The organism is Pantoea sp. BAV 3049 (assembly GCF_009765445.1).
Classification (GTDB): domain Bacteria; phylum Pseudomonadota; class Gammaproteobacteria; order Enterobacterales; family Enterobacteriaceae; genus Erwinia.
The window spans coordinates 3,679,759-3,691,595 of record NZ_WHOY01000031.1 but is presented as its reverse complement, the minus strand read 5'-3'; the positions used below and the strand labels follow the sequence as shown (position 1 = coordinate 3,691,595).

Below are 11,837 nucleotides of genomic sequence, written 5' to 3'. Positions count from 1 at the left end.
CTCCGCGTGGCCCGCGTTGATGCCCGTTTTGATCCCACTATCTATATCGCTATCGGCATGTCTAACCTGCTGGCGGTTGGCGGCGGCAGCTGGCTGGTCTGGCACGGCGAGATGACGCTGGGGCAACTGACCAGCTTTGTGATGTATCTTGGCCTGATGATCTGGCCGATGCTGGCGCTGGCGTGGATGTTTAATATCGTGGAGCGTGGCAGCGCGGCGTGGAGCAGGATCCGTTCGCTGCTGGCCGAGGCGCCGGCGGTGGAAGACGGCAGCAAAACACTGCCGGAAGAGCGTGGTCATCTGCAGATTGCCATCCGCGAGTTCTGTTATCCCGGTGCCAGACCTTCATTGCGCCATGTGAATGCCAGCGTTAAACCTGGCCAGATGCTGGGGTTGTGCGGCCCGACCGGCTCAGGAAAAAGTACCCTGCTGAGTCTGATCCAGCGCCACTTTGATATCGCTCAGGGCGATATTCGCTACCACGGCATTCCCCTGCCGCAGATCCGGCTGGACAGCTGGCGCAGCCGGATGGCGGTGGTCAGCCAGACCCCTTTCCTGTTCTCTGATACGGTAGCCAACAATATTGCACTGGGGCGTCCTGCGGCCAGCAGGGTAGACATTGAACAGGCCGCAAGACTGGCCAACGTTCATGATGACATTCTGCGGCTGCCGCAGGGTTACGAGACCGAAGTCGGCGAGCGTGGCGTGATGTTGTCCGGCGGGCAGAAGCAGCGCATCTCCATTGCCAGGGCGCTACTGCTGGATGCCGAAATCCTGATCCTTGATGATGCGCTTTCGGCAGTGGATGGCCGCACCGAGCATCTGATCCTGCATAACCTCCGGAGGTGGGGAGCAGGAAGAACGGTCATTATCAGCGCTCACCGGCTCTCGGCACTGACTGAAGCCAGTGAAATTCTGGTGATGCAGAATGGCGCTGTGGCCCAGCGCGGCCGGCACGAAGATCTGGCTGTGCAAAGCGGCTGGTATCAGGATATGTATCGTTATCAGCAACTTGAAGCCGCCCTGGACGAAGATGAAATTGAGAAGGGGGTTCCCCATGGCTAATCTGACCCAACTCTGGCCGACGTTAAAAAGGCTGTTGAGTTATGGATCGCCGTGGCGTAAATCCCTCGGGCTGGCGGTACTGTTGCTGTGGATCGCGGCGGCGGCGGAAGTGCTTGGCCCGGTGCTGGTCAGCTATTTTATCGACAATATGGTGGCAAAACACCGTATGCCGGTGGGGCTGGTGGCCGGTCTGGCAGTCAGCTTTATCCTGCTGCAAATCCTTGCGGCCTCGCTGCATTACTGGCAGTCGCTGCTGTTCAACCAGGCCGCTGTCGGGGTGGTTCAGCGCCTGCGTACGGACGTGATGGATGCCGCACTGCGACAGCCTCTGAGCGCCTTTGATACTCAGCCAGTCGGGCAAATAATTTCCCGCGTGACCAACGATACTGAAGTGGTCCGCGACCTCTACGTCACGGTGGTGGCGACCGTGCTACGCAGCGCCGCGCTTATTGGTGCAATGCTGGTGGCGATGTTCAGTCTGGACTGGCGGATGGCGTTGGTCGCTCTCGCCATCTTCCCGGCAGTGATCACCGTCATGTTGATCTACCAGCGTTACAGCACACCCATTGTGCGTCGGGTGCGTAGCTATCTGGCCGATATCAATAACGGCTTCAATGAAGTGATTAATGGGATGAGTGTGATCCAGCAGTTCCGCCAGCAGGCCCGCTTTGGAGAACGAATGGGCGAGGCCAGCCGTTCCCACTATCTGGCAAGGATGGAGACACTGCGACTGGACGGCTTCCTGCTGCGTCCGCTGCTCAGTTTGTTCTCCGCGCTGATCCTCTGCGGGTTGCTGATGCTGTTTGGCTTCTCTTCCGGAGGCAGCTTTGAAGTGGGCGTGCTCTATGCGTTTATCAGCTATCTCGGCAGGTTAAATGAGCCGCTGATCGAGCTGACCACTCAGCAGTCGATGTTGCAGCAGGCGGTGGTGGCAGGCGAGCGGATCTTTGAGCTGATGGATGCGCCGCGCCAGCGCTATGGTAGTGATACCCGGCCGTTGACGTCGGGGACCATCGATATCGAAAATCTGACCTTTGCCTATCGCGACGACCGCAACGTTCTCAGCGATATCAACCTGCAGGTGCCGTCCCGAAACTTTGTGGCGCTGGTGGGGCACACCGGCAGCGGAAAAAGCACCCTCGCCAACCTGATGATGGGGTATTACCCCATCGTTCAGGGTGAAATTCGCCTTGATGGCAGGCCGCTTACTTCGCTCACCCACAGTGCTCTGAGGCAAAGTGTGGCAATGGTACAGCAGGATCCGGTGGTGCTGGCCGACACTTTCTTTGCCAATGTTACGCTCGGGCGGGATATCAGTGAAGAGGCGGTGTGGCAGGCTCTGGAAACGGTGCAGCTGGCAGGGCTGGCAAGAGGCCTGGCTGACGGCATTCATACCCGGCTGGGTGAGCAGGGTAACACTCTGTCGGTCGGGCAGAAACAGTTGCTGGCCATGGCCCGTGTGCTGGTGGACGCACCGGAAATCCTGATCCTTGATGAAGCCACGGCCAACATCGATTCCGGCACTGAGCAGGCCATTCAGAAAGCTCTGCGGGCGGTTCGTCAGCAGACCACGCTGGTGGTCATTGCCCACCGTCTTTCCACCATTACCGAGGCGGATACCATTCTGGTATTGCACCGTGGCCGTGCCGTGGAGCAGGGGAGCCACCGGGAGCTGCTGGAGAAACAGGGGCGCTACTGGCAAATGTATCAGTTACAGCTGGTCGGAGAAGAGCTGGAAGCGGGTGAAGCACTGAAAATCTGACCGTCTCGCTGCACCAATAACAGGCGCGAACCGGCCTTAAAATGGTCTTTTGCACAGCCCTGAATCATTACGCACCTTTATGGTGCGTTTTTTGTTGCTGCTTTATCTCCCAAAGGCATAGGCAAAATTTAGCAGTAAGGGGCAGACTCAGAGCCGGACTGACTAATCGTCTGAAAAATGCCATTTTTTAATATATGGCACAGCCTTTGCTTTAATCAGTCCATGTCGGGCGAAACAACTGTTTTCAATACCTGGAGGGGATCGTATGAAGCTGGTTACCGTGGTAATCAAACCGTTTAAATTAGAAGACGTGCGTGAAGCACTGTCCTCTATCGGTATTCAGGGGCTGACCGTAACCGAAGTGAAAGGTTTTGGTCGCCAGAAAGGGCATGCAGAGCTTTATCGCGGTGCTGAGTACAGCGTGAACTTCCTGCCAAAAGTAAAAATAGACATTGCGATTGCAGACGATCAGCTTGATGAAGTGATTGATGTGATTAGCAAAGCTGCTTACACCGGTAAAATTGGTGACGGTAAGATCTTTGTTGCAGAACTGCAGCGAGTCATTCGTATCCGTACTGGCGAAACTGACGAAGCCGCACTGTAATCTCGGGGCTAAGAATTGTGATGGGATGGGATAAAATGAACAAAAAACTCGCTGTATTTGGCCTTGCCAGCCTGACCCTGTTACCGTCGCTCGCGATGGCGGCAGCACCGGTGGTGGTAGATAAAGCTGACAACGCCTTTATGATGATTTGCACCGCGCTGGTGTTGTTTATGACGTTACCCGGCATTGCCTTGTTTTACGGCGGCCTGATCCGCGCTAAAAACGTGCTATCGATGATGACCCAGGTCTCCGTGACCTTCGCTATGGTTTGCGTGCTGTGGATGGTTTACGGCTATTCACTGGCCTTCAGTGAAGGTAATGCCTTCTTCGGCGGCTTCAGCATGGCGATGTTGAAAAACATCCAGCTGACCGCGCTGGTTGGCACTTTCTATCAATATATCCACGTCTCTTTCCAGGCTTCTTTCGCATGTATCACCGTGGGGCTGATTGTTGGTTCAATCGCTGAACGTGTTCGCTTCTCTGCGGTACTGATTTTCGTGGCGATCTGGCTGACCTTCTCCTATCTGCCTATTGCTCATATGGTGTGGTCAGGCGGTCTGCTGGCTCAGGACGGCGCGCTGGACTTCGCGGGCGGTACTGTGGTGCACATCAACGCCGCTGTGGCTGGCCTGGTGGGGGCTTATCTGGTGGGCAAACGTGCTGGTTTTGGTAAAGAAGCCTTTAAACCACACAATCTGCCAATGGTCTTCACCGGTACCGCAATTCTGTATGTGGGCTGGTTCGGCTTTAACGCTGGCTCCGCCAGTGCAGCCAATGAAATCGCGGGCCTGGCCTTCCTGAATACCGTAATGGCAACTGCCGGTGCGATGCTGAGCTGGACCTTCGGTGAGTGGGCTCTGCGCGGCAAACCTTCACTGCTGGGCGTTTGCTCTGGCGTGATTGCCGGTCTGGTGGCTATTACCCCAGCTTGTGGTTATGTGGGTGTTGGCGGTGCGTTGATTATCGGTATTGTGGGTGGCCTGGCTGGCCTGTGGGGTGTGACCACCCTGAAGAAATGGCTGCGCGTGGATGACCCTTGTGATGTGTTCGGTGTACACGGCGTGTGTGGCATCGTGGGCTGTATCCTGACTGGTGTGTTCGCTTCCTCTTCTCTGGGGGGCGTGGGTTATGCCGAAGGCGTGACCATGGCTCACCAGGTCTGGATCCAGCTGTTCAGCGTCGGTGTGACCATTGTCTGGACCGGTGTTGTTGCCTTTATCGCCTTTAAAGTGGCCGACATGATTGTAGGACTGCGTGTTCCGGAAGATCAGGAGCGTGAAGGTCTGGATGTGAACAGCCACGGTGAGAATGCTTACAACCAGTAAGCTGAACGTAAGAAAAGCAGTGCGACTTTAAAACAATAAAATGACAAACGGCCCCGGAAGGGGCCGTTTTACGTTGTGCAGAAAGAAGAACGCCATTACTGACGAATGCGCATCACCCCTTCCTGCACCGTGGAGGCGACCAGCGTGCCGTCCTGAGTATAGAATTCGCCCCGTACAAATCCCCTGGCACCCGAGGCTGAAGTGCTCTCCACGCTGTACAGCAGCCACTGATTCAAATCGAACGGCCGGTGGAACCACATTGAATGATCAATTGTCGCGACCTGCATTCCCGGCTCGAGAAAACCTTTGCCGTGCGGCTGCAACGCCACCGGCAGGAAATTGAAGTCCGAGGCATAACCCAGCAGATACTGGTGGATGCGTTTGTCTTCCGGCATTGTCCCGTTAGCCCGTAGCCAGACGTGACGCACCGGCTCATCAACATGGCCTTTCAGCGGGTTGTGGAATTTCACCGGGCGAATTTCAAAAGGCTTTTCCGACAGGAATTTTTCCCGCGCTCTTTCCGGAATGAAATGGGAGAGCTGTTTAGCGATCTCGCTTTCGGTTGGCAGATCTTCCGGACCCACGACCTGTGGCATTGGCTTCTGATGCTCAAATCCGGTTTCCGGGGCCTGGAATGACGCGGTCATATAAAAAATCGGGTGGCCATTCTGGATAGCACTGACGCGCCTGGCGCTGAAGCTTTGCCCGTCACGTAGCGTCTCCACATCATAAATAATCGCCTTCTGACTGTCGCCTGGACGCAGGAAATAGCTGTGGAAGGAGTGAATGATGCGATCGGCGGGCACCGTTTGCTTGGCGGCATAGAGTGCCTGACCCACCACCTGACCGCCAAACACCTGGCGCAGGCCCAGATCTTCACTCTGGCCGCGGAACAGCCCCTCTTCCAGCTTTTCCAGATTCAATAAATTTAACAGGTCTTGTAGTGCGTGACTCATCACGGCGTCCTCAATAGTCGTCTTCCTGTCAGTTTGCGAGATCCGACCAGTTTCCGTCAACGGGGTGGGGCACGATTAGGCAGCGGAAAAGCGCAATCGCCGTGCTTCCAGGAAAATATCAGTAATTTGTGCCAGAATTAAGGCTTACGGGACAGGGAATCTCTGTCTGTAATGAACCGAGATAATTTGCATTGATCATAAGGAGAATAAATCAATGAAAGTCTGGCCAATGCTTACTGGTGCTGCTCTGGTGGTTGCGCTTTCCGGCTGTGCGGAGAAAGGAAAAGATGTGCCAACGGCAACGCTGGCTTCCCAGGTATCGGGAGAGCAGTCGACAATCCGTCAGCCAAACGTCAGTGGTTCCCTTTATATTCGTCAGAAAGTGGCCCTGCCGCCTGACGCAGTTCTGACCGTGACGCTGTCGGATGCTTCGCTTGCGGATGCACCGTCTAAAGTCCTCTCCCAGCGCGTGGTGAGAACCGACGGTAAACAGGCACCCTTCAAATTTATCCTGCCCTATAATCCGGCGGACATTCAGCCAAATGCCCGGATATTGCTGAGCGCGGCGATTACTGTTGACGGCAAACTGGCCTTTATTACCGATACGGTAAAACAGGTGATCAATAACGGTGGAAATAAAGAAGAGCTGATATTAGTTCCGGTTCCATCAGTGGCTATTCCGTCGCAGAGTGGGGCGGCAACCACTGTGCCATCCACTTCTCCAACACAAGTTTCGCCATCCTCATCCGTGCCTGCACCTTCCTCTATGTGATTTTTCCGCCCCTCGCGGGGCGGTTTATATTTCCCAGCGGTAGCGGCTGAGGGAGACTCTACCTTCGGCACTCACTTCAACGCCTTCAGCCAGCAACGCCTGCCGCTGACGATCGAGATTATCTCCCGTTAAGGAAATTTCCCCCATCCGGTTAATGACCCTATACCACGGCAGCTTGCTGCCTCTGGGCAGGCGCTTCAGTACGCCTCCAACCTGGCGCGCGGCGCGCGGCGAACCGGCGAGACGGGCGATTTCACCATAAGTGGTCACTTTGCCATAAGGGATGGCGGCGACAATCTGCCAGATGCGTTGCTGGAAAGTATCTTGTTCAGTCATGGAATTTACCTCTTTCGACCATAACAGTAATCGAAAGTGGGCAACATCTGAAGCGATTTCATGAAGTTATACAGCGAGGCAGCCAGCCAAAAGGAAAGCTTTGAAAACAATCATATAGCAGAGTTGCACAAGAAAACAACGGTCATCGGGGGCGGGCTTGCAATTGCTCCGGGGTTCATTGATAATGCCCTCGCTCCATCACATGGAGCTTTTCAATGGGGGCCCGGTTGGTTCTCCCGCAATGCTAACTTGTGAACTCGGTCAGATCCGGAAGGAAGCAGCCGCAGCAGGTGACGCGTGTGCCGGGATGTAGCTGGCAGGGCCCCCACCCAATTCGACTTTGTCCGAACATCCCACATCCCACATCCCACACCGCTCTTATCGCACGAATTTCCAGACAGCTACCGGTACCTTATCGTAGAGCTTATTCATAGTCAGTTCAGCAAGGCGATGGTCAGCAGCAGAATAGAAAACCGCAAGTTCATTATCGGACAATTCGTATTTGTTTTTCTCGATTACCCGTTCAAGTGTATCAATCGAACGACACTTTCTTAAACGCATAAGATAATCAGTTTTGGTCAGAAGTTTATCTGTCATTGTTAAACCGTTGAAAATATAAAGGGTTGCTAAAACGAATGGCTCGCCTGTGCGGTGACGTGAGCACATTCCTCTGCGAAAATGTTAAACAAGCGTTTCGCTGATTTTTGCCAGCGATGCAAGTCCTGAACATTAATGCCGTAATTGCTAAAGAGCATAAACGTATCATCAAGATATTCGTCAATCTGACTAATCAGTTCACTATCTTCGATATGTTTAATTTTGTAATTCATCGTAAAAGCTGCAATATGCTCAATCAAATCGTTAAGTTGTAAATTGATTGCTGAAGTAGGATCGTTAACCCAGCCATGGTGACTGTCACCTAACGTCGCGAGGCTTTCATCGTACAAACTTTCACACAAGAATTTCAGCTGGGCAATATCATGCCTTTTCGGTGAGTATTCGTCCATCTTTTTCCCCTCCATAGCGAGTATTGGTGCCGTCAGCGCAGGCTTTCAGCGAGTGGAATGCCAGGAAGCGATAATAAAACCAGTGTCTGTGTATAATTAAATATAACCTGCTTAAATTGTATTTGTAATGCTCTTACTCAAAATTACAGTTCGTCAGCGACGGTGGGCTGGGAAGTCTCGATGAAATCAAAAATCAGCGCATCAGGCTGGCATTCAAAATTGACCGTCTCGGTTGTTGTCTGCCATGCATCAATATCAAGACAGGCGTTGAAAACGTCCCAGCGAAAGCTGTATGTCATCTTATAACGCGATTCAGATGAATATTCTATAGAAATAATTTTTATGCTATCGGGAACATATTGAGCATTTTGAGAATACCATATCAGCGAACCGGTGAGCTCTGCTTCTATTTTGGGAATAATCTGCTGAATATTTTGCGCCATTGTCTGCAGATTGCCTTCATTTCCTCTAAATGCGAATGGAATACGTTTGCGCATTTTTTCTCCACAGAGTTAATTAATGCTTATAGAGATAATTGGTCTCTACTGAGAAATAATCAAGCTCCTGAAAGTCGATACTAACTATCTCGATGATTTGACTATTAATTATTTTAGTAGACAAATTCTCTTTCTGCGATAGAAAAAAACAGGAAGTTGAAAATATTTTATATAACGGCTCTCATCGTCGGCGAGAGGTTAGTCATACTTAGATACACTTTGCCCAAAGCTTTACGGCATCAGCGATCGTAGAATATTGTTATGTTATAACATTATCTCGGTTTTGCGCGATGTCCTCACTCTCTTCTCTAACCCGTAAGGGAACGCTGCTGACGCAGTCTGCTTTAATGCGCCTTACCTTAGCCGGTGCGGTGGCCATGTTGTTGCTGGTTTTTACTTACTGGGCCGTCTCCTGATGATCACACTCAATAAACTCACCGTTGGCTATCAGGGCAGAGCGGTAACCCCTGCGCTTGATGGCGAGTTTTTACAGGGATCAATGACTGCACTGGTTGGCGCAAATGGTTCCGGAAAATCCACTTTACTGAAGACGCTGGCGGGTCTCCTTCCTCCGGTATCCGGCTCGGTCAGCCTGCCAAAACCACGCGCCAGTATGGCATGGCTTCCTCAGCAATCTGAAATTGAACGCACTTTTCCGATCAGCGTCTTTGATCTGGTGGCGATGGGCTGCTGGAAACGCTGTGGCTGGTTTGGCGCCATTAATCGCAGCATGCGTCAGACGGTGATCACCGCGCTGGAAAAGGTCAACATGCAGGATTTTGCCACTGCCCAGCCGGGTACGCTCTCTGGCGGTCAGCTGCAGCGCGTGCTGTTTGCCCGTCTGTTGGTGCAGGATGCTTCCTTATTACTGCTTGATGAACCCTTTACCGGCGTGGACAGCCACACCACCGATTTGCTTTTGGCGCTGCTGGAAGAGCGGCATCAGGCCGGTTGTACCTTGATAGTGGTGCTGCACGATATGGCGACGGTGGAGAAATATTTCCCGCAGACGCTTCGCCTGAAGGGCAGTCATGCCGAATGGTCAGGGCCGGGTTCAGCCGTTACCCAACTCAACTTCAGCCACGTTAAGGAGAAAAGATGACTCTTGCGCTGGTGCAGCCTTTTATGGAGTTTGGTTTTATGCGTCGGGCGCTGGTGGCCTGTGTGGCACTGTCGCTGAGTGCCACACCACTGGGCGTCTTTTTATTGCTGCGCAGAATGAGCCTGGTGGGTGATGCACTTTCCCATGCGGTGCTGCCTGGTGCGGCAATTGGTTACCTGATATCAGGGTTATCACTGGTGGCAATGGGGACCGGTGGCGTGATTGCCGGGTTGTCAGTCGCGTTACTCTCCGGTGCCGTAAGCCGCTACACCCCCTTAAGGGAAGATGCCAGCTTTGCCGGTTTCTATCTGGGATCGCTGGCCTTAGGGGTGACGCTGGTTTCCCTGCGCGGATCGAGTGTCGATCTGCTGCATGTGCTGTTCGGCTCGCTGCTGGCGGTGGATAGCCCCTCAATTATGCTGGTCAGCGGAATTGCGGCTGTTTCCCTGCTGGTGCTGGCGGCAATCTATCGTCCGCTGGTGATTGATGCATTTGACCCGACATTTTTACGTGCGCAGAGCCGCTGGGTGGCTCCGCTGGTGCATGGCATTTTCCTCATCCTGGTGGTGACCAATCTGGTCGCCGGGTTCCAGGTTCTTGGCACGCTGATGTGTGTGGGCCTGATGATGTTGCCCGCCGCGGCGGCCCGCTTCTGGCGGCAGGAACTGCCCGGGATGATCGCTTCGGCGATGATCCTCGCACTGATCGCCAGCTTCAGCGGCCTGATTGCCTCTTTTTATCTGTCACTGCCTGCCGGACCGGCGGTGGTGCTCAGCGCCGCCATTCTGTTTTTTGTCTCTATTTTAGTCGGGCCCTGTGGCGGAATTTTCCGCGCACGCCCTTTTTCAGTTGGTAAGGAGAAAGCATGAAGAAGTTACCTGTAGCGCTGGCTGTTGCGGCGATTTTTATCACCCCGCTGGCGATGGCAAAAACCGTGGAAACGGTAGCCAGTTTTTCTGTGCTGGGCGATATCGTTAAGGAAGTGGGCGGCGATCACGTCAGGGTGAAAAATCTGGTCGGACCGGATGGCGACCCGCACAGCTTTGAACCTACTCCACAGGACAGCCAGGCGCTGTCAAAAGCGGACATGGTGTTTGTCAGCGGACTGGGCCTGGAAGGGTGGATGGATCGCCTGATTTCAGCGTCTGATTATAAAGGCAAAGTGATTGTTGCCTCTCAGGGGATCGCCACCCGTTCTATGGAAGAAGAGGGCAAAACCATCACCGATCCGCATGCCTGGAACAGCATGCAAAACGGCGTGGTTTATGCGAACAACGTGATGAACGCTCTGATCGCTGCGGATCCCCAGGATGCAGATTACTTTCGCCAGCGAGGTTCGGCTTACGTCAGCCAGTTGCAGAAACTGGATAAATGGGCCGAAACCAGCTTTGCCTCCGTGCCGGTAGCGAAGCGTAAGGTACTGACCAGCCATGATGCTTTCGGCTACTTCGGCCAGCGCTATGGCGTCAGCTTTATGTCGCCGGTCGGCTTTTCAACGGAATCTGAAGCCAGCGCTTCAGACGTGGCCGGGCTGATCACTCAGCTGAAAAAAGAACATATCCGTAGCTACTTTATTGAGAACCAGACCGACCCTCGCCTGGTAAAACAGATTGCTTCCGCAACGGGTGCACAACCAGGTGGTGAACTTTACCCGGAAGCGCTGACCAAAAAAGGCGGCGCGGCGGATAGCTATGTGGCAGCGTTTAAGCATAACGTTAGTGCCATGCTCTCCAGCATGAAGTAAGCAGTACGGGGCAGGGAGGCCCTTTTTTACAGGCGAAAAAAAGCCGCATTATGCGGCATTGACTCTGAAGTTCAGGCCTGCGTTTCCGGCGCAGGCACAGTTTTTACCGATCAGCGTTTTTTCTTTTTTCCCTGTACGGCTTTAAACCGGGGGTTAGTTTTGCAGATCACGTAGATACGCCCCTTACGACGCACGACTTTGCAATCTTTATGACGTTTTTTGGCCGAAGCCAGTGAACTCAGAACCTGCATGCTGACTCCTTACTTAGCGGGTGGGAAAAAACGGCCAAAACGCTGATTAAAGCGATGTGCACTGCCTTCTTTGGCAAACTCTTTCTGCTTACCGGTGTAGTACGGATGGGAAGCAGAAGAGACGTCCAGCGCCACGTAGGGCAGGACCTGACCGTTGAGCTCCACTGTCCTTTCGGTTTTGATGGTGGAGCCAACGGTGAAATAAGTGTTGGCACTGGTATCGTGGAACGCCACGGTGCGGTAAGCAGGATGAATACCCTTTTTCATAAATCCCCACTGAACTGTTGGTATGTTATAACATAGCAATTATTATGCGCGTGCTGTTTTCAGATTGCAACAGGCATTGCGGCATAAACGACTTTTCAGAGTACGTAGAAGGTAAAAGCCCGTCTTTAATCACTGCGGCCAAAAAAAAG

At 53.2% G+C, this 11,837-nt stretch carries 15 protein-coding genes and 1 other RNA gene; 9 read left to right on the top strand and 7 right to left on the bottom strand.

The window, feature by feature from the left end:
* The 4 genes from GSQ70_RS18315 to amtB all read left to right on the top strand — a co-directional run.
* The coding region (locus tag GSQ70_RS18315) for an ATP-binding cassette domain-containing protein (RefSeq protein ID WP_158785366.1) at positions 1-1,065 on the top strand (1,065 nt) is incomplete at its 5' end.
* The gene (locus tag GSQ70_RS18310; RefSeq protein ID WP_158783870.1) at positions 1,058-2,827 is read left to right on the top strand and encodes a SmdB family multidrug efflux ABC transporter permease/ATP-binding protein; all 1,770 of its coding nucleotides are present in this window, start codon (positions 1,058-1,060) and stop codon (positions 2,825-2,827) included. The genes GSQ70_RS18315 and GSQ70_RS18310, both read left to right, overlap by 8 nt.
* 265 nt (positions 2,828-3,092) lie before the next feature.
* Complete coding sequence (gene glnK, locus GSQ70_RS18305) at positions 3,093-3,431, top strand: P-II family nitrogen regulator (protein ID WP_009114005.1); 339 nt, start codon at positions 3,093-3,095, stop codon at positions 3,429-3,431.
* A 35-nt stretch (positions 3,432-3,466) separates the two neighbouring features.
* Entirely contained in the window at positions 3,467-4,756 is a 1,290-nt protein-coding gene (gene amtB / locus GSQ70_RS18300) for an ammonium transporter AmtB (RefSeq protein ID WP_158783869.1), read from the top strand.
* Between the two features lie 95 nt (positions 4,757-4,851).
* Here amtB and tesB read toward each other — a convergent pair whose 3' ends face one another.
* Complete coding sequence (gene tesB, locus GSQ70_RS18295) at positions 4,852-5,712, bottom strand: acyl-CoA thioesterase II (protein ID WP_158783868.1); 861 nt, start codon at positions 5,710-5,712, stop codon at positions 4,852-4,854.
* A gap of 214 nt (positions 5,713-5,926) precedes the next feature.
* Between tesB and GSQ70_RS18290 the strand changes: the two genes are divergently transcribed.
* Entirely contained in the window at positions 5,927-6,484 is a 558-nt protein-coding gene (locus tag GSQ70_RS18290; protein ID WP_158783867.1) for a YbaY family lipoprotein, read from the top strand.
* 24 nt (positions 6,485-6,508) lie between these two features.
* Here GSQ70_RS18290 and GSQ70_RS18285 read toward each other — a convergent pair whose 3' ends face one another.
* Positions 6,509-6,820, bottom strand: a complete 312-nt coding sequence (locus GSQ70_RS18285; protein ID WP_158783866.1) for an MGMT family protein — start codon at positions 6,818-6,820, stop codon at positions 6,509-6,511.
* A gap of 225 nt (positions 6,821-7,045) precedes the next feature.
* Here GSQ70_RS18285 and ffs point away from each other — a divergent pair.
* An RNA gene (ffs, locus tag GSQ70_RS18280) (signal recognition particle sRNA small type) lies at positions 7,046-7,142 on the top strand.
* Between the two features lie 56 nt (positions 7,143-7,198).
* On the opposite strand, the gene GSQ70_RS18275 is transcribed toward ffs, so the two are convergent.
* From GSQ70_RS18275 to GSQ70_RS18265, 3 genes are all read right to left on the bottom strand, one after another.
* Complete coding sequence (locus GSQ70_RS18275) at positions 7,199-7,417, bottom strand: HHA domain-containing protein (protein ID WP_158783865.1); 219 nt, start codon at positions 7,415-7,417, stop codon at positions 7,199-7,201.
* A 29-nt stretch (positions 7,418-7,446) separates the two neighbouring features.
* A complete protein-coding gene (gene tomB / locus GSQ70_RS18270; RefSeq protein ID WP_158783864.1) occupies positions 7,447-7,827 on the bottom strand; it encodes an Hha toxicity modulator TomB in 381 nt (126 codons plus the stop codon).
* Between the two features lie 143 nt (positions 7,828-7,970).
* Complete coding sequence (locus GSQ70_RS18265; protein WP_158783863.1) at positions 7,971-8,324, bottom strand: hypothetical protein; 354 nt, start codon at positions 8,322-8,324, stop codon at positions 7,971-7,973.
* Between the two features lie 415 nt (positions 8,325-8,739).
* Here GSQ70_RS18265 and GSQ70_RS18260 point away from each other — a divergent pair, with 415 nt between their 5' ends.
* Genes GSQ70_RS18260 through GSQ70_RS18250 form a run of 3 tightly spaced genes read left to right on the top strand, consistent with a single transcriptional unit; the run spans position 8,740 to position 11,170 of the window.
* On the top strand, positions 8,740-9,426 hold the full coding sequence (locus GSQ70_RS18260) for a metal ABC transporter ATP-binding protein (protein ID WP_158783862.1): 687 nt from the start codon (positions 8,740-8,742) through the stop codon (positions 9,424-9,426).
* A complete protein-coding gene (locus GSQ70_RS18255) occupies positions 9,423-10,295 on the top strand; it encodes a metal ABC transporter permease (protein ID WP_158783861.1) in 873 nt (290 codons plus the stop codon). Before GSQ70_RS18260 ends, GSQ70_RS18255 begins: the two co-directional genes overlap by 4 nt.
* On the top strand, positions 10,292-11,170 hold the full coding sequence (locus GSQ70_RS18250; protein ID WP_158783860.1) for a metal ABC transporter substrate-binding protein: 879 nt from the start codon (positions 10,292-10,294) through the stop codon (positions 11,168-11,170). The genes GSQ70_RS18255 and GSQ70_RS18250 overlap by 4 nt, the downstream gene beginning before the upstream one ends.
* 110 nt (positions 11,171-11,280) lie before the next feature.
* Here GSQ70_RS18250 and ykgO read toward each other — a convergent pair whose 3' ends face one another.
* Together ykgO and GSQ70_RS18240 are read right to left on the bottom strand one after the other, a co-directional pair.
* The gene (ykgO, locus tag GSQ70_RS18245) at positions 11,281-11,421 is read right to left on the bottom strand and encodes a type B 50S ribosomal protein L36 (RefSeq protein ID WP_158783859.1); all 141 of its coding nucleotides are present in this window, start codon (positions 11,419-11,421) and stop codon (positions 11,281-11,283) included.
* 9 nt (positions 11,422-11,430) lie between these two features.
* Positions 11,431-11,688, bottom strand: coding sequence for a type B 50S ribosomal protein L31 (locus GSQ70_RS18240; RefSeq protein WP_158783858.1), 258 nt, complete (start codon positions 11,686-11,688; stop codon positions 11,431-11,433).
* Between the last annotated feature and the right edge of the window lie 149 nt (positions 11,689-11,837).